The sequence below is a fragment of the Micromonospora sp. GCM10011542 genome, from assembly GCF_042650685.1.
Classification (GTDB): Bacteria; Actinomycetota; Actinomycetes; order Mycobacteriales; family Micromonosporaceae; genus Micromonospora.
Genome location: NZ_JBHSBO010000050.1, coordinates 224,986 through 243,155, shown reverse-complemented (window position 1 = coordinate 243,155; position 18,170 = coordinate 224,986). Strand labels below are relative to the sequence as shown.

20 protein-coding genes and 1 pseudogene are annotated in these 18,170 nt (G+C 74.1%); 11 read left to right on the top strand and 10 right to left on the bottom strand.

Annotation, left to right across the window (positions count from 1 at the left end; all coding sequences use genetic code 11):
• Positions 1 to 8: 8 nt before the first annotated feature.
• From ACFOW4_RS19495 to ACFOW4_RS19485, 3 genes are all read right to left on the bottom strand, one after another.
• Entirely contained in the window at positions 9 to 1,193 is a 1,185-nt protein-coding gene (locus tag ACFOW4_RS19495) for a putative manganese transporter (RefSeq protein WP_377529692.1), read from the bottom strand.
• Positions 1,194 to 1,262: 69 nt separating this feature from the next.
• The gene (locus ACFOW4_RS19490; RefSeq protein WP_377529690.1) at positions 1,263 to 2,132 is read right to left on the bottom strand and encodes a manganese catalase family protein; all 870 of its coding nucleotides are present in this window, start codon (positions 2,130 to 2,132) and stop codon (positions 1,263 to 1,265) included.
• Positions 2,133 to 2,216: 84 nt separating this feature from the next.
• Positions 2,217 to 2,969, bottom strand: a complete 753-nt coding sequence (locus tag ACFOW4_RS19485; protein ID WP_377529688.1) for a sensor histidine kinase — start codon at positions 2,967 to 2,969, stop codon at positions 2,217 to 2,219.
• A gap of 98 nt (positions 2,970 to 3,067) precedes the next feature.
• On the opposite strand from ACFOW4_RS19485, the gene ACFOW4_RS19480 reads away from it, so the two are divergent.
• Together ACFOW4_RS19480 and ACFOW4_RS19475 are read left to right on the top strand one after the other, a co-directional pair.
• Entirely contained in the window at positions 3,068 to 3,676 is a 609-nt protein-coding gene (locus tag ACFOW4_RS19480) for a response regulator (protein ID WP_377529685.1), read from the top strand.
• Between the two features lie 152 nt (positions 3,677 to 3,828).
• Positions 3,829 to 4,170, top strand: coding sequence for an Lsr2 family protein (locus tag ACFOW4_RS19475; RefSeq protein WP_377529684.1), 342 nt, complete (start codon positions 3,829 to 3,831; stop codon positions 4,168 to 4,170).
• 102 nt (positions 4,171 to 4,272) lie between these two features.
• On the opposite strand, the pseudogene ACFOW4_RS19470 reads toward ACFOW4_RS19475, so the two are convergent.
• The 3 genes and pseudogenes from ACFOW4_RS19470 to ACFOW4_RS19460 form a co-directional block, all read right to left on the bottom strand.
• Positions 4,273 to 4,787 (bottom strand): annotated as a pseudogene (locus ACFOW4_RS19470) (DinB family protein).
• 109 nt (positions 4,788 to 4,896) lie between these two features.
• Positions 4,897 to 6,177: a hypothetical protein gene (locus ACFOW4_RS19465; RefSeq protein ID WP_377529682.1), complete on the bottom strand. Its 1,281-nt coding sequence runs from the start codon at positions 6,175 to 6,177 to the stop codon at positions 4,897 to 4,899.
• A 446-nt stretch (positions 6,178 to 6,623) separates the two neighbouring features.
• The gene (locus ACFOW4_RS19460; protein WP_377529681.1) at positions 6,624 to 7,499 is read right to left on the bottom strand and encodes a DUF2726 domain-containing protein; all 876 of its coding nucleotides are present in this window, start codon (positions 7,497 to 7,499) and stop codon (positions 6,624 to 6,626) included.
• A 188-nt stretch (positions 7,500 to 7,687) separates the two neighbouring features.
• On the opposite strand from ACFOW4_RS19460, the gene ACFOW4_RS19455 reads away from it, so the two are divergent.
• Positions 7,688 to 8,770: a DICT sensory domain-containing protein gene (locus ACFOW4_RS19455; RefSeq protein WP_377529742.1), complete on the top strand. Its 1,083-nt coding sequence runs from the start codon at positions 7,688 to 7,690 to the stop codon at positions 8,768 to 8,770.
• Positions 8,771 to 8,778: 8 nt separating this feature from the next.
• On the opposite strand, the gene ACFOW4_RS19450 is transcribed toward ACFOW4_RS19455, so the two are convergent.
• Positions 8,779 to 9,648, bottom strand: coding sequence for a phytanoyl-CoA dioxygenase family protein (locus ACFOW4_RS19450; RefSeq protein ID WP_377529679.1), 870 nt, complete (start codon positions 9,646 to 9,648; stop codon positions 8,779 to 8,781).
• A gap of 185 nt (positions 9,649 to 9,833) precedes the next feature.
• Between ACFOW4_RS19450 and ACFOW4_RS19445 the strand changes: the two genes are divergently transcribed.
• The 5 genes from ACFOW4_RS19445 (at position 9,834) to ACFOW4_RS19425 (ending at position 12,278) form a co-directional block, all read left to right on the top strand.
• The gene (locus ACFOW4_RS19445) at positions 9,834 to 10,022 is read left to right on the top strand and encodes a hypothetical protein (protein ID WP_377529676.1); all 189 of its coding nucleotides are present in this window, start codon (positions 9,834 to 9,836) and stop codon (positions 10,020 to 10,022) included.
• Positions 10,019 to 10,366, top strand: a complete 348-nt coding sequence (locus ACFOW4_RS19440) for an Asp23/Gls24 family envelope stress response protein (protein ID WP_377529673.1) — start codon at positions 10,019 to 10,021, stop codon at positions 10,364 to 10,366. Before ACFOW4_RS19445 ends, ACFOW4_RS19440 begins: the two co-directional genes overlap by 4 nt.
• 36 nt (positions 10,367 to 10,402) lie before the next feature.
• Positions 10,403 to 10,927 carry a DUF6286 domain-containing protein gene (locus tag ACFOW4_RS19435; protein ID WP_377529670.1) on the top strand — a complete coding sequence of 175 codons (525 nt, stop codon included), beginning with the start codon at positions 10,403 to 10,405 and terminating at the stop codon, positions 10,925 to 10,927.
• The gene (locus ACFOW4_RS19430) at positions 10,924 to 11,484 is read left to right on the top strand and encodes a hypothetical protein (RefSeq protein WP_377529667.1); all 561 of its coding nucleotides are present in this window, start codon (positions 10,924 to 10,926) and stop codon (positions 11,482 to 11,484) included. Before ACFOW4_RS19435 ends, ACFOW4_RS19430 begins: the two co-directional genes overlap by 4 nt.
• Positions 11,485 to 11,552: 68 nt before the next feature.
• A complete protein-coding gene (locus ACFOW4_RS19425; RefSeq protein WP_377529741.1) occupies positions 11,553 to 12,278 on the top strand; it encodes a helical backbone metal receptor in 726 nt (241 codons plus the stop codon).
• Positions 12,279 to 12,331: 53 nt separating this feature from the next.
• On the opposite strand, the gene ACFOW4_RS19420 is transcribed toward ACFOW4_RS19425, so the two are convergent.
• Together ACFOW4_RS19420 and ACFOW4_RS19415 are read right to left on the bottom strand one after the other, a co-directional pair.
• Positions 12,332 to 13,291 carry a TerC/Alx family metal homeostasis membrane protein gene (locus tag ACFOW4_RS19420; RefSeq protein ID WP_377529665.1) on the bottom strand — a complete coding sequence of 320 codons (960 nt, stop codon included), beginning with the start codon at positions 13,289 to 13,291 and terminating at the stop codon, positions 12,332 to 12,334.
• A 225-nt stretch (positions 13,292 to 13,516) separates the two neighbouring features.
• On the bottom strand, positions 13,517 to 14,230 hold the full coding sequence (locus ACFOW4_RS19415) for a CBS domain-containing protein (RefSeq protein WP_377529662.1): 714 nt from the start codon (positions 14,228 to 14,230) through the stop codon (positions 13,517 to 13,519).
• A gap of 167 nt (positions 14,231 to 14,397) precedes the next feature.
• On the opposite strand from ACFOW4_RS19415, the gene ACFOW4_RS19410 reads away from it, so the two are divergent.
• Positions 14,398 to 14,964 carry a hypothetical protein gene (locus ACFOW4_RS19410; protein WP_377529659.1) on the top strand — a complete coding sequence of 189 codons (567 nt, stop codon included), beginning with the start codon at positions 14,398 to 14,400 and terminating at the stop codon, positions 14,962 to 14,964.
• A 228-nt stretch (positions 14,965 to 15,192) separates the two neighbouring features.
• Positions 15,193 to 15,585, top strand: coding sequence for an FKBP-type peptidyl-prolyl cis-trans isomerase (locus tag ACFOW4_RS19405; RefSeq protein ID WP_377529657.1), 393 nt, complete (start codon positions 15,193 to 15,195; stop codon positions 15,583 to 15,585).
• A gap of 878 nt (positions 15,586 to 16,463) precedes the next feature.
• On the opposite strand, the gene ACFOW4_RS19400 is transcribed toward ACFOW4_RS19405, so the two are convergent.
• Positions 16,464 to 16,919, bottom strand: a complete 456-nt coding sequence (locus tag ACFOW4_RS19400) for an STAS domain-containing protein (protein ID WP_377529655.1) — start codon at positions 16,917 to 16,919, stop codon at positions 16,464 to 16,466.
• A 192-nt stretch (positions 16,920 to 17,111) separates the two neighbouring features.
• Here ACFOW4_RS19400 and ACFOW4_RS19395 point away from each other — a divergent pair, with 192 nt between their 5' ends.
• Positions 17,112 to 18,131 (top strand): SMP-30/gluconolactonase/LRE family protein, encoded by a 1,020-nt coding sequence (locus ACFOW4_RS19395; RefSeq protein ID WP_377529652.1) that lies wholly within the window; start codon positions 17,112 to 17,114, stop codon positions 18,129 to 18,131.
• Positions 18,132 to 18,170 lie beyond the last annotated feature (39 nt).

Here is an 18,170-nt window from a genome sequence, read left to right as displayed (position 1 = left end):
GGTGCTTCTCAGAGCAGGACGAGCAGCGCGGCGCCGACCGCCGCGGCCGGGATGGTGGTGATCACGGTCGCCAGCGCGGCCGAGTGCCGGCGCATCGCGGCCAGCGGGATCAGGGCGTCACCGTCCTGGCTGATCGCGTTGGCGACCAGGGTCGGCAGCGGCAGGCCGCCACTGACGTAGAGGCCGGTGAAGACGATCTGCACCGCGCAGCCGGGGATCAGGCCGATCGCCGCGCCGACCAGCACGCCGACCAGTCCGGTAAGCGCCAGTTGTGAGCCGTCGAAGCCGGTGACGGTGGTGACGATCTGCCAACCGAGGTACGCCACGGCCACCCAGACGGTCACGAAGGACGCCTCGTGGGCGCTGTGACGCATGGTCTCCCGCATCGAGCGGGGATGCGCGGTCTCGAGGTTGTCGTCGGCCAGCCGACCCCGACCGGCCGCGAAGAGTCCGACGGCGGTCAGGGTGCCGAGCACCCCGAGCGCCAGGTACGGATCGACGCCGCCCAGGGTGTCGGTGAGCGCGGCCGGGTCGACCATCTGGAACACCACCGGCACGGAGACCAGGAACGCCGGCGTCGTCAACCCCCAGAACGCGGTCGCCGCGGGCACCCGGGGCAGCAGCCCGCCGAACAGTCGGCGCGAGCCCGTCAGGTCCGGACCACCCACGGCCGCCAGGGCGGCCGGGCCGGACGCTCCCACCGGCAGCGCGGCGCCCGACGCCCCGGCCGGGACGGGTACGTCGGCCGGGGCAGTGGACTTCCCGGCCGGGACGGCGGCGCGCTCCGGGCGGGGCAGCCGGGCGGGGTCGATGCCGAGCGCGTCCACGACGTAGCCGGTGACCAGGCCGACCGCGAAGAGCAGAAGATGGATCTTGAGGGCGAAGAGCGGGTTCCAGGCCAGCACCACCCACGACGAGTCCCCCATGGTGGCGGCCAGCGCGGCGACCACGGTGCCGAAGGAGACCTTCCCGCGGGCGTACAGCGGCATCAGCACGATCGCGCCACCACAGCCCGGGCTCACCCCGAGCAGCGCCCCGACCAGCGGGCCGAGCCGGGGACGGTGGGTCAGCCCGTCGGTCACCCGGTCGCCGTAGCGCCAACGCAGCCACCCGAACAGCGCGACCAGCACGGCGACGTACACGCCCACCTGCATGAACGCGTCCGCGAGCGGGCGGAGCACGAGATCGGTCACGGCACACCTCCTTCGAGCGCAGGGTCCGCCGGGCCGTCCACGAGGCGTGGACGGCCCGGCGCAGCGGCGTCAGGTGACCTTGCTCTTGACCTTGTTCACGACCTTCCCGGCCATTCCCGGGTTGGTGCCGTACAGGCGCGGGTCGCCCGCGGCCAGGACCGGCTCGGGGGCGTGGGCGCGGGGACTGTGGTCGTAGCGGAACTCACCCTTGCCGTCCGGGGACGGGCCCGAGGCCCAGCGACCCTCCGCGGCGTCCTGACCGGGCGAGAAGTCCAGGTAGGTGTAGCCGAACTCCTCGGTGAGCTCCTTGGAGTCGGGGAAGGCGTCCGGCACCGGCATCTCCTCCAGCCCGTCCTCCTTGAGCTGCTCGATGGCGGCCATCCACATGTTCTGGTGCATGGTGTCGCGGGCCAGCAGGAAGCGCAGCATCTGCTTCACGCCCGGGTCGTCGGTCATGTTGAACAGCCGGGCGACCTGGAGCCGACCCTGCGCCTCGGCGGTGACGTTGAGCTGGAAGTCGGCCATGAGGTTGCCGCTGGCGGTGATGAACGCGGCGTTCCACGGCACCCCGTTGCTGTCGGTGGGAAGTGCGCCGCCGCCGCCGTGGATGAAGTGCGCCGGGTTCGAACCGCTGTAGATCGCCGCGACCATCGGGTTGTCGCCGGCGGCCTCCTGCAACGACAGCGGGGCGTTCTCCAACAGCCGCGTGATCATCGTGGCGATCATCTCGACGTGGCCCATCTCCTCGGTGCCCACGTCGAGCAGCAGGTCCTTGTACTTGCCGGGCAGCCGGCAATTCCACCCCTGGTAGAGATACTGGTTGGCGACGGTCATCTCGCCCCACTTGCCGCCCAGGATCTCCTGCAACCGGCGGGCGAACGCGGCGTCCGGGCCGTCCGGCTTGGCCTCGAACTGCAGGTCCTTGATGTGGCTGAACATGGGTCCTCCTCGTGCCGGGAAGCTGGTGACAAGGAGGGTTCCCGCCGCGGCGACCCGAGCGGGCCAACGCGTGTCCCGGACGGGTCAGACCGGATGACGAGCCAGCCGCACGGGGTGATCGGCCCTGGGCAGCAGCACCTCCAGCCCCACACCCCGGGGACGCAGTCGGTGCACCCGTACCGCTCCCCCATCCGCCGCCACCAGCTGCCGCACGATCCACAACCCGAGCCCAGACATGCCGGCGGCGGGCGCCGGCCGGCGCAACGCCGACAACAGCGCGTCGTCCACCCGCCCCTCGTCGGTGACCAGGATGCTCAGGCCCGAGCGGCGCAGCACGGCGTAGAGCCCGATCTGCCCCTCGTCGGGCCCGTGCCGCAGCGCGTTCTCCACCAGGTTGACCAGCACCTGCCGGGTACGGCCGGCCGGCACCGGCCAGGAGCCGGCCCGCCGGGTCACCCGGGCCCGCCGGCGGTGCGTCGGCACCAGCGCGGCGGCCTCCCGCATGATCCCGGCCAGCGGCACGGCCGGCTCGGGCTGCCCGGCCAGTGCCAGCGCCCCGGTGCCGACGGCGGCCTCGCGCAGCAGATTCTGCAGATGGGCGGCCTGGTCCCGGGCGAGTTCGCTGATCGCCCGCCGGTCGTCGCCGGTCAACTCCCGGCGATCGTCGGCCAACGCCCTGGTCAGCGACGTGAGCGTGCTGATCGGGGTCCGGAACTCGTGGCACAGCACGCGCAGCAGCAGTGCCGAATCGACCTCGGGGGGTCGCCGTTCACCGCGACCGGGACCGTTGCGCCGGAACCCTCGCAGCAACGCCTGCAGACCGTGCCGTTCGCGCATCCGCCCGACTCCCCTCGTTCGGCGCATACCCGCATGATCGGTACCCGCTCGGGAACGGACCAGACATGCGCGGCTCCTCCACCATCCGGCTAGCCGTCGTGGACGATCACCCTCTCTTCGTTCGCGGCCTGGAGCTGCTGCTCCCGGTCACCACCGACGGCCGCGCCGAGGTCGTGGGCTCGACCGGCGACGCCGCCGCCGCGGCCTCGCTGATCAGCCGCTGCCTGCCCGACCTCGCGCTGGTCGACCTGCACATGCCGCCGCCGGGCGGGATCCGCGCGGTGGCCGCCATCCGGCGGACCACCCCGCGGGTGCGGGTGGTCGCGATGTCCGGCTCCGCCGATCCGGCGCCCGCGTTGGAGGCCCTGCGTGCCGGCGCGGAGGGGTTCCTGCCGAAGACCAGCGAACCGGAGGAGCTGCTGCCGCCACTGCTCGCCATCCTCGACGGCTGGGCGGTGCTGCCGGCCGCGCTGCTGCGCGCCGCGCTGAGGCCCTCCCGCACCACACCGGTCGACCTCGACTCCGAGGAGCGCTGGCTGCTGCGGGCCATCTCCGCCGGACGCAACACGGTGGACATCGCCGAGGAACTGCACGTCTCGGAGCGGACGGTGAAACGGATGACCGCCGCGCTGCTGCGCAAGCTCCGGGTGACCAGCCGTGCCGAGGCGGCCGCGGTCGCCGGACAGGCCGGCCTGCTCGGCGAATGACCGGCCGGCTCGGCGATTAAGCGGGCGCCCACGGTTTTACCCGGGCCGGAAACGCGACGCGCCGAAATGAAACGGGCGCATATTGTTGCGGATTACCGGGGCAGTGGGTCAGACTTTGAGCACATCGGGCCGCACACAGGGAGTAATCGGCGATGGCGAGAAAAGTAATCACGGTGCTGACCGACGACCTCGATGGTGGAAAGGCCGACCGGACGGTCGAGTTCAGCCTCGACGGGGTGGCCTACACGATCGACGTGTCGGACGAGAACGCCGGCGTGCTCCGCAAGGCACTCGACCCGTACATCAATGCGGGGCGACGGATCGGCCGCGGGCCGGTGGAGAACAGCACCCGGACCATCCGGCGGCCGAGCGGCGCCGGAATGGACCGGGAGCAGAACCGGGCCATCCGGGAATGGGCCGTCAAGAACGGATACAAGATTTCCGAGCGCGGTCGCATCCCGGTCGAGGTCGTCGAGGCGTACAAGAACCGCTGACCATACGACGCACGGACGGGGTCTCGCCAAGAATCGGCGCGACCCCGTCGGATTTTCCACCCGCAGCGCCCGGGAATCGGGCCGGGAGGCGCGCGGCGGATGTCATTCTCCGGTGGTCCCGTCGATCAGCTCGCGGGCGACGTCGAGCTGGCCGAGGTGCCGGGCGTACTCCTGAAGCAGGTGGAACAGGATGCGCCCCAGCGTCGGGGCCTGCTCGGGCGTGTGGAACCGGCCGCCGAGCCGGGCCCGGCGGTCCAGCGGTACCCCGCTGATGACCTCCCGGGCCAGGGCGACCTCGTCGTGGTACTCCCGCCAGATCTGCGCGACCGGCCGGCCGGCCACCCGCCACTCGTCGTCCTGCGCCGGCCGGGTGGCACGGGCTGAGCGGCGAAGCCCCAGCGGATCCACCGCCGCTCCACCCAACCCAGGTGGCGCACCAGCCCGAGCGGGGCCCAGCCCAGCGCCGGCACCGGCGCGAGCAGCAGCTGCGCGTCCAGGCCGTCGGTCTTGCGCACCAGCGCCTCCCGGTACCAGTCGAGGTAGCCGGTGAGCAGTGCCGACGGGTCGCTGACCTGGGTGCCAGGGCCCTCCAGCAGGGCGGGGAATTCGCTCGTCATGGCCCGACCCTAGGGCTCGCCCACACGTTGTTGACAGGGCCGACGCCACGGCGGCCGGCCACCTCGGGGGTGCGTACCCCGGGTGGCCGGCCGCCGTGGAACGAACGACTCAGTTGACCTCGATACGCACCGAGTCGAAGGCCGGCGTCTGGTTGGCCCGCTCCATCATCGGCAGCCGGTGCGACCCGTCGCCGGCCCAGACGGAGCACTGCGCCGTGCCCGACTCGGGCAGGCCTGGGATCTGGATGGTCACCTCGTCCGGCTGGGCGCTGCCACGACCGTCCTCGGTGGCCACGAAGAACGCGGGCACCTCCTGCGGCTCCGGCGCGGCGTTGAGGTTGTCCAGCATCCGGCAGGCGGTGTGGAAGTGGCCACGGACGAGGCCCTGCTCGTTGAGCAGCGAGCTCTCCACGTAGTAGCCACCCTGACCGGCCGCGAGGAAGCGGTCCCGGACCAGGTTGCGGGTGCTGACCCGCAGTGTGAACGCCTGGTTGCGGCCCACCTGGTCGGGGAACTGGGTGATCAGCAGGGACGGGTTGTTGGCGGCGGCGCCGACCTCACCGAACTCGGTGCTCACGCAGCGGTTGCCGTTCTGGAAACCGTTGTGCGGCTCAAGCTGGCTGTTGTCGCAGTTGTTGGCGAGCACACCGAGACCGGCGCCCGGAGCGTTGTTGCCCCCGTTGTTGTTCCCGCCGTTGTTGTTGCCGCCGGAGTTCCCACCCGTGTTTCCACCGGTGTTCCCACCCGTGTTTCCACCGTTGTTGCCGCCGCCGGTGTTGCCGGTGGGCGCCACCTGGCACTCCGCGAGCTGCCCCAGACCCTGGGGTCGGGGCCCGGCCCGGTCGATCGCGATCGTGATCCGCTCCAGCGTCGCGCGACGCTTGCTCGCCAGCGGCTGGAGGATGGAGTTGCGCACGAAGTTCTCGCCCTTGCTGCCCTCGGCGGCCAGGCGACGGTCGGCCTCGGCGATCTGGGTCTGCAACAGGGCGAGGTTGCGGTCCACCTCGGCCCGGGTGCGGGCGGGCACCTGCGGAAGCTTGGCCGTCACGTCCGGGCAGGCGATGGCCGAGCCGCCCATGGCGCCACCCTCCTTCACCTGCTCACACTCGGCGACCGACTGCTGCCCGTCACCCCAGTGGTTACGCACCCACCGACCGTTCTGCCAGGTCCGGGTGGTCGAGCCGCGACCGCTCGGCGCGGTCGCGCCCGGGCTCGGCTCGACGCACTGCGCGGAAGCCGGTCGAGGATTGTTCGTCCGCCGGTCCTGGGCCGACGAGATCTGGGTCACGGCGACGATTCCGCCGAAGACCACGAGCGTGCCGACAACGGCCAGCAGTCGCTTGCTCCGCGCGTTGCCGGGTGACCGGCGCGCCCGTGTGGACCTGCGCATCGAATTGCTCTCCTTCTCGATCCGGTAGTGGATTCCTGCCCTCGGCGGACCGACGGAATTGAGATGGCGCGCCTCGGCGGCCACCACGACCTACCCGGCGAAATGTCGATGACCGACGATGCCCTTTCCGCACCGTCCTCCGCGTCCGGTCGGCGCGGGATCGGGAGATCCTGTCCATTCGCGCAGGAGTACGGGACCACGCCCGGGAAGGTTCAACCGGTGCACAGGAAATTGTCGCCGCCCGGGATCGGCGGCGGCTCGGCTTCCGGACGCGTTGCGGCTCCGCCGCCCGCCGAGTGCCTGGCCCGCGGCGCGGAACCCGTCGGGGCGCCGTCTGGCCGGGCGCACCGGGGTACCGCAGCGGCATCACGATGCCTGGGAGGAATCGCGCCGCGCCGGGCCACGGCGCCCGAGGCGGGGTGCCGACGCGGCGCCCGAGGGCGCGATCAGTCGACGCAGAGGTGGTCGTAGGCGAAGCCGCCCACCAGTTCGTGCCGACGCTCGCGGAGCGCGACGATCTCCGCGGTGAGATCCGCCCGGGGCAGCAGGTCCGCCTCGGCGGACTCCAGCGTGCGCAGCCGCTCCCCGATCGCGAGGGTCGCCAGGTCCTCGGCCAACCGGGCGGCGTCGACCCCGCAGGAGAACCGGTACTCGCCCACCGACACCCGCTCGACGAGAGACGCGTCGGGGCGTACCTGCGCCCAGCTCCAGCCCTCGGCCGGGCCGTCCGCCCAGCGCACGTGCAGGCCCCGCACGATCGGGTCGGCCAGGCGCCCGGCGACGTACGCCTCGACGACCGTCGCCCGGGCCAGGGCGCCGAGGTCGTTGACCGGCCCGGTCCGGCCGTCCGGCAGCCGGCCGAGGATGTCCCGGAAGCCCGTCGGGGCGTCGTCGTTGTCGGTCGAAGCGGCGGCGCCCACGGCGTAACCGCGCGCGTCGATCACGTACTCCACCAGGCGCCGGCCATGTTCGGCGGCGGTGAGCGTCGACGAGCCGATCCGCAGCACCGGCAGGCCCGCCGCTGCGCTGACTGCGTCCTTCAGCCGTTCGGCGCGCTGCTGAGCGGAGCCGGGCGGCGCGAGCGCGGCGATCTCCACGGTGAAGACCGGGCGACCGGTGTCGGCGGCGCAGACGACGAGGTCGAAGCCGGCGCGGCTGGCCGAGCTCCACTGGCTGCCGGTGACGCCCGGGGGACGCCCCTGGACCAGCTCGCTGAGCCGGTGCGCCGGGTACACCCGGTGGTCGGCACGGGTGAACAGCGGGTCCCGCCCACCCTCGGCGGGCAGCGCCCGCAGCCAGCCGCGTACACCGCTGCTCGTCATCTGCTGATCCATCCGCCGGTCGGTCGAGCCGCGCCGAGTCTAGGCGGTCGATCACGGGGTGCGCCTCGGCGGTGCGGCCGGCACCGCACCGGCCGGCCGGTGGTGTGCGACGGCCGGTCTCGCCGCCGCGACAGCGTCGTCGACGCCGGTTAGGCTCACGCGGTGCTGCACAGTGCGTTCAAGAGCGGCTGACCAAGCGCAGCCTCGTCTCCGTCTCGCACGCGATCGAGCGGGCGGCTCTGGCCACCGCCGAGGACGGCCCCGTGGTGGCCGTGGCGCTGTTCCAGCGGATGCCGTACTTCGAGCGGGAACGCGCGCTGTATGAGCGCATCGCGGCGACGGCGGCGGTCACCGTGATCGGGCTGGTCGGGCCCACCCCGCCGGCGCTACCCGACGGGGCGTACGGCGTGCTGCTGGACGAGGCGGAACCGCTGGCCCGCGAGTGGTCGGTGCTGGTGCTCACCCCGCGGTTCGGCGCGGCGCTGGTCGCGCACGACCGGATGGAGGTGGAGCCGACGGCGGCGACGTTGGAGGCGGGCCGGCTCTTCGACGGAGGGTGGAGCTTCCGGCGGGACGACGCGCTGCACGAGGCGGTGCGGCTGCGCGGGCAACTCGGTGATCGGCTGCCCCAGGCCGCCCTGCTGGCGCTCGACGACGTGCTGGGCCGGGTCCGTGACCTGCCGGCGACGCCCGGTGAGGCACGCGGCGAGGCGGCGATCCGGCTGCTCGCCCAGCGCGCGGAGCGGGCCCGGAGCAGGCTCGACGGCGGGCACCGGCCCGCCGCCGCCCCGGCGCAGCCGGCGGCCCTGCTCGACGACGCGGCGATGCGCCGCTGGACCGGCGTGGACGGCGTCACCGCGTCGGGGACGCTGCCGGTGGCGGTGGTCGCGGTGCGGGTGAGCGAGCCGGCCGGCGCGCCGGAGCGGTTCGGCCGGCGCAGCGCCGCCCGGGAGGGGCAGGCGGTGCTGGGCGCGCTCACCGCGCCGTTGCGGCCGAGCGACCGGGCGGTGCGGTTGACCGAGCACGACTACCTGCTGGTGTTGCCGTCGCTGACCGAGGACCAGGCCATCGAGGTCGCCGACCGGGTCCGGGAGGGCGTCGCCGGCCTGGCTCGTTCGTACCCCTTCGTCGCGTTCGACGTGCACGCCGCGGTCGCGGTGACCGCCCGCCGACCGCTGCCGGTGGCCGACGTCCGGCACGCGCTGGCCTGGGCCGTGGAGCAGGGCGTACCGCTGGCCACCGTGGCCCCGGAGCCGGCCGGCATCGGCTGAGCCGAGGGCTACTCCGCAGCGCCCATCACCAGGCCCTCGATGGTGTGCTTCTGCCGGATCGGCTCCAGCCGGTCGACCACCGGGCAGCGCAGGTGCGCCCGGACCAGCTCGGGCAGGCGCTCCCAGTAGCCCCGGGTGACGGCCATGTCGTGGTGGGCGGCGTTGCCCGCGCCGGGCGCGTCCACGCCCAGCACCAGCACCGGGCGGGCCGACTGGGAGACGTTCGGGGTGCCGCGGTGGATGGTCAGCGCCGACCGGGCGGAGATGTCCCCGCGCTTCGGGTACTTACGCACCGCCCGCTGCTGGTAGCGCGGGTAACGCTCCCGGGGCGGGAACATCTCGTGGTCGAAGTCGGTGCCGTCGTCCCACTGGGTGCCCGGGGCGATCTCGAACGGCCCCATCTCCTCCACCGTGTCCACGGTGGTCAGGTTGAACGCCAGCGAGGTGAGCCGGCGCTGGCGGCGGGTGTCCTCCGGCATCGGGAAGTCCCGGTGCCAGGGCTGCATCGCCGCCCCGGGGAAGGGGATGTCGAAGCCCAGCTCGACGATCTCGTACTCCGGGCCGAGCACGGCCCGGCAGACCGACACCACCCACGGGTGGGTGACCAGGTCGACGAAGCCGCGCAGCTGCTCGGGGTGGATCTCCACGTACCACCGCTGCGGGCCGCGCCCCACGGCGCCGTCGGGACGCGAGCGCGCCTCGTCGAACGCGGCGGCCACGTCGGCGCCGACCTGCTCGACCCAGGCCGGGTCGAAGGCGCCCCGGCAGGCCGTGATGCCGTCGCGGTAGAGGTCGCCGAGCGCCTCCACCGGCACCTCGTCGTCGCCGACGGACGCGGAACTGGCGGCGGACGCCGGCGGGGCGGGGTGAACTTGCATCGGGGACCTCCTCGACGGTACGGAACCGAGCATTACAACGTTGTAGAAGCGTGTCAAGGGGCGCCGATCGGCACCAGCGGCTAACCCCTCCTTGTGACCTGGATCACACCCGCGCCGGGGTTCCAGGTGTCCCCGTTGGGTGTATCCAGCGGCGTCGCCGGTAGCGGACCGGCCGGGAGGTGACCATGTCGCGACCGCAGTTCGGCTTCCTCGTCGGTTTCCTCGGGGTGGCCCTCTGGGCACTCGCCGGCGTCGGCGCGACCGCCCTGGCCGCGCTCTTCGGGCTGCTCGGCTGGCTGATCGTCCGGGTGCTCGACGGCGACCTCACGGTGACCGGCCTCGGCGACCGGTCCGAGTCGTTCCGCCGCCGATGACCTCCCGCCCCGGCCCGGGCGCGGCCGGCCACCGCGGCGCCGGTGCCCAGCGCCCCGGCGCGGACACGCTCGAGCAGCGCGTCGGGCGGATCGCGGCCGAGGCGGCCGGCGCGGTACGGGGTGTACACGACGCGCAGCCGGTGACCGTCCGGCTGGGCGACCGCGCGGTGGGCATCGACCTGCGCCTGGTCACCCGGTACGGCCGCAGCGTGCCGGCCGTCGCCGAGGCGGTCCGGGCGGCGGTGGCCGGCCGGGTGGCCGCCGCGACCGGGCTGGCCGTCGCGGTGGTCACCGTCACGGTGGTCGACGTGCTCGTGCCGGGCGTGGACCCGGTGCCGAGGTGACCGGCCGGGACAGCGACCAACGGGCCGGAGACTGAGATGCGCACCGTCAACCGGGTCGCCTCGCTGGTGCTCGCCGCCGCCCTGCTCGCCGGCGGCACGCTGGTGGCCACGGAGGCACTGCTGGCCACGCTCGGCGGCCCGGCACTGCTGCTGGAGCGGACCGGCTGGTACGACACGCTGACCACCACCCGGCTCAGCGACCCGGCGGTCCGGACCGCGGCCACCGCCACCGTGCTGCTCGGCCTCGCCATCCTGCTGGCACAGCTGCGCCGGTGGACGCCGGTCCGGCTCCGGACCGACGAGCGCGACGGCTGGCACCTGCACCGCCGCAGCGTGGAACGCCGGCTGGCGGACGCGGCGACCGCCGTGCCGGGCGTCCGCCGGGCCACCGTCCGGCTCCGCCGGCGCGGCGCCGAGTGGCGGCCCCGGGTACGGGCCAGCGGCGACCCCGCAGCCCGCCCGGAGGTCGAGTTCGCGGTGCACCAGGAGCTGCACCGGCTCGCCGCTCCCGGGTCCGGGCGGATCGAGGTACGACTGCTACCCCGCCGGCGGGCCGCATGACCAACGCCGCCCACCGGGTGCTCTGGACCGTCGTCGCGCTGCTGCTGGTGGCCTGCGGCGCGGTGACACTCGCGGCCAGCCTCGGCGAGCTTCCGGGCGTCGAGCCCACGGCGGCGTTGCTCGGCACCGCGCTGCTGGACGGCTGGCGCCTGGCGGCGCCGTGGAGCGGCCTGGCCGCGGCGGTCACCGGCGCGCTGCTCGCCCTTGCCGGGCAGCGCCTGCTCGACCGGGAACTGCGCGGGTCGGCCCGTACGCTGCGCGGCACGCTGAGCCGGCCCGGGCGGCGGGCCGGCCGTACCCGGATGGCCGTCGACGTGCTGGCCCGGGCGCTGGAGCGGGACCTGGCCGCCGCCCCCGGCGTCCGCCTGGCCCGGGTGGTGCTCACCGGCGCCCCACCCCACCCGGACGTGTGGATCCGGATGGACCTCACCGCCGACGCCCGCGCGGCCGACGCCCGGGCACACGTCGATGCGGCGGTGCGACGGTTCGCGGCGACCGCCGGATGCGAGCCGGCCCATCTCGACGTGACCGCTCGGATCGCGCCGGCCCGGCCCTGAACCCGCCGCGCTCCGGCTGACCGGGCATGATCGGTACGCGAGCGGCGACGGCGGGCGGAGGTACGACGGTGCGGGTGGTGTCGCTGGTGCCGTCGTTGACCGAGGCGGTGGCGCTGACGCTGCCCGGGGTGCTGGTCGGCGCGACCGACTGGTGCAGCCACCCCGACGGGCTGGACGTGGCCCGGGTCGGCGGCAGCAAGTACCCCGACCTGGACCGGGTACGCGCGCTCCGGCCGGACCTGGTGCTGCTGAACGAGGAGGAGAACCGGCTGGCCGACGCCGACGCGCTCCGGGCCGCCGGCGTACCGGTCCGGGTCACCTATCCGCGTACCGTGTCCGGCGCGCTGACCGAGCTGGCCGATCTGCTCGGCGAGCTCGGCGCACCGGGCGAGCCGGACTGGCTGCGGGCGGCCCGGCGGGCGTGGGCCGATCCGCCCCGGCCGGCCACCGAACGCCGGGCGGTGGTGCCGGTCTGGCGCCGCCCGTGGGTGGTCCTCGGCGCGGACACCTTCGCCGAGGACGTGCTGCGCCGGCTGGGCGTGGTCAACCTCTACGACGACGACACCGAGCGGTATCCCCGGCCGACGCTCGACGAGCTGCGCGGGCGCGAGCCGGACCTCGTGGTGCTGCCCGACGAGCCGTACCGGTTCACCACCGAGGACGGGCCGGAGGCGTTCCCCGGCGTACCCTGCGCGCTGATCTCCGGTCGGCACCTGACCTGGTACGGCCCGTCGCTGGCCGAGGCGCCCGCGCTGCTCGCCGAGCAGTTGGCCCGGCCGGTCCTCGCCGACTGACCGCCACCCGCCGGCCGGCGGCGGCGCGGCGGGCCGCGGCATGGGCGCGGCGGTCAGCCGCCGGGGCGGCGGGCGGCGGCGCGGGCGCGGCGGGCGGCCAAAGCGCTCCACATGATGGAGACGGCCAGGGTCAGCACCACCACCGCCAGGGTCAGCCAGACCGGCAGCTTCCCCACCGGCGTCTCGGCCAGGATCAGCTTCGCCCCGGCGAACGCCAGCAGCAGGGCCAGCCCGTACCGCAGATACCCGAAGTGCCGCAGCAGGCCGGCGAGGCAGAAGTAGAGGCTGCGCAGCCCCAGCACGGCGAACGCGGTGGCCGTCCAGACCAGGAACGTGTTCGTGGTGATGGCCAGGATCGCGGCCACCGAGTCGATGGCGAAGATCACGTCGGTGGCCTCGATGGCGACCAGCGCCACCAGCAGCAGCGTGGCACGGCGGCGGCCGGCGACGCGCACCGTGAACCGGTCACCGTGGTACCGGGCTTCGGTGGGCACCGCACGCCGGAACAGCCGAACCACCGGATTGCGCTCCGGGTCGACGTCCGGCTCGCCCCGCACGGCCAGCCGCCAGCCGGTCCAGATCAGGAAGCCGCCGAGCACGAACCCGGCCCAGGCGAGCCGGTCGAGCAGCTCGGCGCCGGCGAAGATGAACAGCAGCCGGAACAGCAGCGCTCCCACGACCCCCCAGAACAGCACCTTGTGCTGGAGGCGCGAGGGCACCTGGAAGTAGCCGAAGAGCAGGGCGAAGACGAAGACGTTGTCGACCGACAGGGCCTTCTCCAGCAGGTACCCGGAGTAGTAGGCGATCGCCGGCTCGCCCCCGAGCAGCAGCCAGACGACCAGCCCGAACAGCAACCCGGCGGTGATCCAGACGCCGCTCCAGATCAGTGCCTCGCGCAGTTCGATGACGTGGTTGTCCCGATGGGAGAGCACGTCCACCGCGAGCATCACGGTGATCAGCGCGCCGACCGCCGCCCAGGCCCACAGCGGCACCGCGACCGTCGCCCCGCCCACTCGGCGCCCCCCGCATCGACCACTGTTGCGGCGGCTCCGCCCCGCCACCCGGCCCGGCCGCCCCGGCGGACCGACGGCACGCGTCGCCCGACGGCCGGTCCGGCGGTCCGGGTCGCCCGCCGACCGGGCGTCGCGCCGCCTGTGCGGAGTCGCTCCCGAGCCTAGGCGAGCGACGGATCCGGCGGCGGCGCTCCGCCGAAGTCGACGGGCCGGCCAACGGGCCGCTCAGGCGACCGGCATCACCTGCGCGGGGTCGGGCACGGTGTCGTCGGCCTCGTACTCGATCGCGTTGGACACCAGCACGACGCCGCTCACCTGGGCCGCGAGCCGGCCGGCGAGGTCGACGGCCGAGCGGCGGTCCAACCGGCCGGCCAGCGTGACCTCGCCGTCACGGACCTGGACGGTGACCAGCCCGTCGCGTACGGCCAGCACCCGGCGCAGCACCTCCTGCACGATGTCCTCGCGGATCTCGGCGTCCGAGCGCAGGTGCACCCGTAGCAGGTCGCCGCGATTGACGATGCCGACCAGCCGGCCGAGATCGTCCAGCACCGGCAGCCGCTTGACCTGCTCCCGGTTCAGTAGCCGGGCGGCGGCCGGCAGCGTCGCCTGCGGGTACGTGGTGACCGGTGGCGCGGTCATCAGGTCCCGGGCCAGCAGCGCCTCGGCCTTGCCGCGCGCGCCCCGCCGCCGGCGGCTCTCGAAGATCCGCCGCTGCTCCGGCTCGCCGGCCGACTCGATCTTGTGCAGCAGGTCCGCCTCGGACACCACGCCCAGCACCCGGCGGAACCCGTCGACCACCGGCACCGCGCTCACGCCGCGCCGCAGCAACACGTCCACGATCTCCCGGTACGGGGTCCGCTCCTCCACGGTCGCGACGTCCCGGGTCATCACGTCACCCACCTGCCAGGTCCTCATCACGACCTCTCTCTCCTCGTCCACCTCGGACGCTACGGACGCCCGACGGCCGGGGTCAGGGTCGCCGGACCGGGCCGGAAGGGGTCCAAGGTCCCGGGCTGGTGCGGTCCGGTCGGCCCTGCCGCCGGGCCCGTCCCGGGACGTCCAATGGAGATGCCACCGGGAAGCGCGGTGCGAGACAGAGAAGGGACGTGGACACCATGGCCGCGACAATCGAGCGGAACCCCACCGCCGACACCGTCACCACCGCGGCGACGCCCGGCACCACCCGGGAGCGCGCTGTCCGGTACATCCTGGCCGGCATCCGACTGGCGCTCGGCTGGATCTTCCTCTGGGCGTTCCTCGACAAGCTGTTCGGGCTCGGTATGGGCACCGAGGCGAAGAACGCCTGGCTCGACGGGGGCAGCCCCACCAAGGGTTTCCTCACGTTCGGCGCCGCCGGCCCGTTCAAGGGCTTCTACACCGGGATCGCCGGGGCGGCCTGGGCGGACTGGCTGTTCATGGCCGGGCTGGCCGGTATCGGCATCGCCCTGCTGCTCGGCATCGGCATGCGGGTCGCCGCCGTCGCCGGTGGGCTGCTGCTGGTGATGATGTGGACCGCCGTGCTCCCTCCGGAGAACAACCCCTTCATGGACGACCACCTCATCTACGCCGCGATCCTGGCGGTCCTGGCGCTGGTCCACGCCGGCGACACCTGGGGCCTCGGGCGGGCCTGGGCCCGGCTGCCGATCGTCCGGCGGCTGCCCTGGCTGCGGTGACCGCAGCAGCACCACGCCTCGGCGGGCGTCACCACCACCGGTGACGCCCGCCGATTCGTGTGCGGAAGCTCGCCGGCGACGCCCGCCGACCCTGGCGGCCGGAGCCCGCCGGTGGGGACCTGGCCGGTACGCAACGGCGGGTCGCGGGACCGCCGCACATCGGCCGGGTGCGATCCGGCAGGATCGAGGTGACCGGACACATCACCCAGTACGGCAGGAGATCCCCGCATGAACCAGGCAGCAGGCGCCCAATCGGGCAAGCCCGAGGTGGGTCCGATCGAGGGTGCACCGCCGGCCGACCTCGTGATCGAGGACATCACCGTGGGCGAGGGCCCGGAGGCCCAGCCGGGTCAGCTGGCCAGCGTGCACTACGTCGGCGTCTCGCACTCCACCGGCCGCGAGTTCGACTCGTCCTGGAACCGCAACGAGGCGTTCGACTTCCCGCTCGGCGGCGGCCAGGTCATCGCCGGCTGGGACCAGGGCGTGGTCGGCATGCGGGTGGGCGGTCGGCGCCGCCTCACCATCCCGCCGCACCTGGGCTACGGCGAGCGGGGCGCGGGCGGCGTCATCAAGCCGGGCGAGACGCTGGTCTTCGTGGTGGACCTGCTCGGCGTGCGCTGAGCCGTGGCGTCCGGGGTCGCCCACACCGGCGGCCCCGGCGCACCGGCCCCCAGCCTCGCCAGGTCCCGATCCGCCGCCGGCCCAGGCACCCGGCCCCGAAACGCCGGCCAGCCCAGACACCCCAGCCCAGACCCCCCAGCCCGAGCACCCGGCCGGCCCAGGCATCCAGCCCGAGCGCCCGCCGGCCCAGGCATTCAGCTCGAGCGGCCGCCGCGCCAGGCACCCAGGGCGAGCGCCCGGCGGCCCAGGCACCCCAGCCCGAGCGGCCGCCGCACCCAGGGCGAGCGCCCTGCGGCCCAGGCACCCCAGCCTGAGCGCCCGCCGCGCCAGGCAGCCCAGCCCGAGCGCCCGGCGCCAATTCGAGCAGTGTCCGCCAGACGAAGCCGGCGGTCGCCGAACGGCTGGCGCTGCATGATCCACTCGACTTCCTTGATGTCGGGGTGTTCAGTCGCCACTGACACCCCGATATGCAGGAACCCGAGTGGATCACGCGGTGCCGCGATGGCCTTCGAGGGCGATGCGCCCCGGTATGCCCGGATCAGGGCGGCCGATGTCGTAGGCGCACCATTCAGGTCGGCCCTTCCGAAACGGCGGTTCGCGTTCCGCCGCAACGCGCCCGGCCGACGGGAGCGTCGGGCGCCCGAGTCGGGCTCCGCGCACGAGTTGATGGAGAAGTTGCCGCCTCCAGCGCTCCGGTCACCGCAACTCCCCGGAACGTTGCGCACCCCGACGCGCCGCATCGCACGGACCGGACCCTGACCACTCCGCCCCGCTGAGCGGAAGCGCAGGTGGGTGGGGGCGCAGGTGGCGCACGTAGGCGGGAGCGCGAGTGGGCCGGCGCGGGTCAGACGGCCACCAGCGGTGGAACCCGGCGCGGGTCAGGCAGCCACCAGTGGTGGACGCGGTGCGGCCCGACGGAACACCGGCGGTCGGACCGCCGGTGGCACGGTGGCACGGCTCGGGGCGGGGACCCGCACCGACCCGGTGCGGGCCGGCAGTCGGCCGCCCGGGCCGGACTCCAGCACGGGCATGACGCGGTGCAGCCCGGTGGCACGCAGCACCCGGGCCACCATCGGAGCCGGGTCGACCAGGACCAACTCGCCGCCCCGCGCGCGGACGCGCAGGTGCGCGGCGAGCAACGCGCGCACACCGGCGGCGGAGAGCAGCCGCAGCTCGGACAGGTCCAGCGCCAGCACCGGACGGGCGGGCGCCGACCAGAGCGCGGCCCGGAACGCCGCCACGGTGGCGATGTCGACCTCGCCGGCCACCCGCACCTGGACCACCTGGTCACCGACGTCGACCTGCACGTCGAGCCGGTCGCTGCGCTCTCCCATGCCCACGAACCTAGCCCCCACCCCCGACAGTTCCGCCCCTCGGAAGAGGGAATCCGGGTACGCCCCGGGGGACACCCGGATCCCCCTCAGGGGCAGCCCCGGGACGTCACCCGCTCCGACCGGTACGGGCGCCAGCGGATCCGGTCCGGCGTGCCGGCGGGGCGTGCGACATCGGCGGTGGAGAATGGGCCGATGGTGATCCCTCGATCCCGCCCGCCCCGGCTCATCCGACCCGTCCGCGAGCCGGCCACCGTCCCACCCCCGCTCACCGGAGCGTGGGCCGCCACCGACCGGCGACTCGACCGGGTCGATCTGCTGCCGCTGCCCGAGGGCGCCGTCGGCCCGGAGGACGTGCTCGTCGACCCGGCCGGGCGGGTGATCAGTGGTGACGAGGAAGGCCGGCTCTGGTGGTGGCCCTCCGACGCACCCGCCGGCACCCGGCCCCGGCTGTTGGCCGAGACCGGCGGCCGGCCACTCGGCATCGAGCTGGACCGGTCCGGCGACGCGCTGGTGGTCTGCGACGCATACCGGGGGTTGCTGCGGGTCACCCCGGACGGGACGGTACGCGAGCTGACCGGCACCGCACCGCCGGTTCACCTGGCCAACAACGCGACGGTGGCGCGGGACGGCACCATCTACTTCACCGACTCGTCGGACCGGTTCCCGGTCTCGCACTGGAAGCGGGACCTGCTGGAGCACCGTCCCAACGGTCGGGTGCTGGCCCATCTGCCCGGCAGTGGTCGCACCGAGGTGGTCGCGGACGGACTCTACTTTCCCAACGGAGTCGCCCTGACCCCCGACGAGTCGGCGCTGATGCTCGTGGAGACCACCACCCACCGATTGCTCCGCGTCGAACTGCCCAGCGGTACCGTCCGCGTCCTCGCCGACCTGCCCGCCTATCCGGACAATCTCTCCGCGGTCGGCGACGGGACGTACTGGATCGCCCTGCCCAGCCCACGGGTGCCCGTGGCCGAGCGGTTGCTCCCGCACCCGCGGCTGCGCCAGTTGGCCGCGCTGCTGCCGGATGCCATGCAGCCGCAACCGCGCCGCTACGGCCTGGTCGCGCTGGTCGACGGGGCGGGCACGGTCCTGCGGACGCTGCACGGCCCGGCCGGGCGGTACTGGATGATCACCGGGGTACGTCAGCACGGCGACCAGCTCTGGCTGGGCAGCCTGATTGGCCCGGGCGTGGCACGGGTGACGCTGGACTGAGCCCGCGACGCGCGGGGCCGGCCCACCGTGTCGACGGTG

Excerpts from the sequence above, each read along its gene's own strand:
- ACFOW4_RS19490 (WP_377529690.1), bottom strand. The coding sequence starts at position 2,132 with ATGTTCAGCCACATCAAGGACCTGCAGTTCGAGGCCAAGCCGGACGGC.
- ACFOW4_RS19485 (WP_377529688.1), bottom strand. The coding sequence starts at position 2,969 with ATGCGCGAACGGCACGGTCTGCAGGCGTTGCTGCGAGGGTTCCGGCGC.
- ACFOW4_RS19475 (WP_377529684.1), top strand. The coding sequence starts at position 3,829 with ATGGCGAGAAAAGTAATCACGGTGCTGACCGACGACCTCGATGGTGGA.
- ACFOW4_RS19465 (WP_377529682.1), bottom strand. The coding sequence starts at position 6,177 with ATGCGCAGGTCCACACGGGCGCGCCGGTCACCCGGCAACGCGCGGAGC.
- ACFOW4_RS19460 (WP_377529681.1), bottom strand. The coding sequence starts at position 7,499 with ATGACGAGCAGCGGTGTACGCGGCTGGCTGCGGGCGCTGCCCGCCGAG.
- ACFOW4_RS19450 (WP_377529679.1), bottom strand. The coding sequence starts at position 9,648 with ATGCAAGTTCACCCCGCCCCGCCGGCGTCCGCCGCCAGTTCCGCGTCC.
- ACFOW4_RS19445 (WP_377529676.1), top strand. The coding sequence starts at position 9,834 with ATGTCGCGACCGCAGTTCGGCTTCCTCGTCGGTTTCCTCGGGGTGGCC.
- ACFOW4_RS19440 (WP_377529673.1), top strand. The coding sequence starts at position 10,019 with ATGACCTCCCGCCCCGGCCCGGGCGCGGCCGGCCACCGCGGCGCCGGT.
- ACFOW4_RS19435 (WP_377529670.1), top strand. The coding sequence starts at position 10,403 with ATGCGCACCGTCAACCGGGTCGCCTCGCTGGTGCTCGCCGCCGCCCTG.
- ACFOW4_RS19430 (WP_377529667.1), top strand. The coding sequence starts at position 10,924 with ATGACCAACGCCGCCCACCGGGTGCTCTGGACCGTCGTCGCGCTGCTG.
- ACFOW4_RS19405 (WP_377529657.1), top strand. The coding sequence starts at position 15,193 with ATGAACCAGGCAGCAGGCGCCCAATCGGGCAAGCCCGAGGTGGGTCCG.
- ACFOW4_RS19400 (WP_377529655.1), bottom strand. The coding sequence starts at position 16,919 with ATGGGAGAGCGCAGCGACCGGCTCGACGTGCAGGTCGACGTCGGTGAC.
- ACFOW4_RS19395 (WP_377529652.1), top strand. The coding sequence starts at position 17,112 with ATGGTGATCCCTCGATCCCGCCCGCCCCGGCTCATCCGACCCGTCCGC.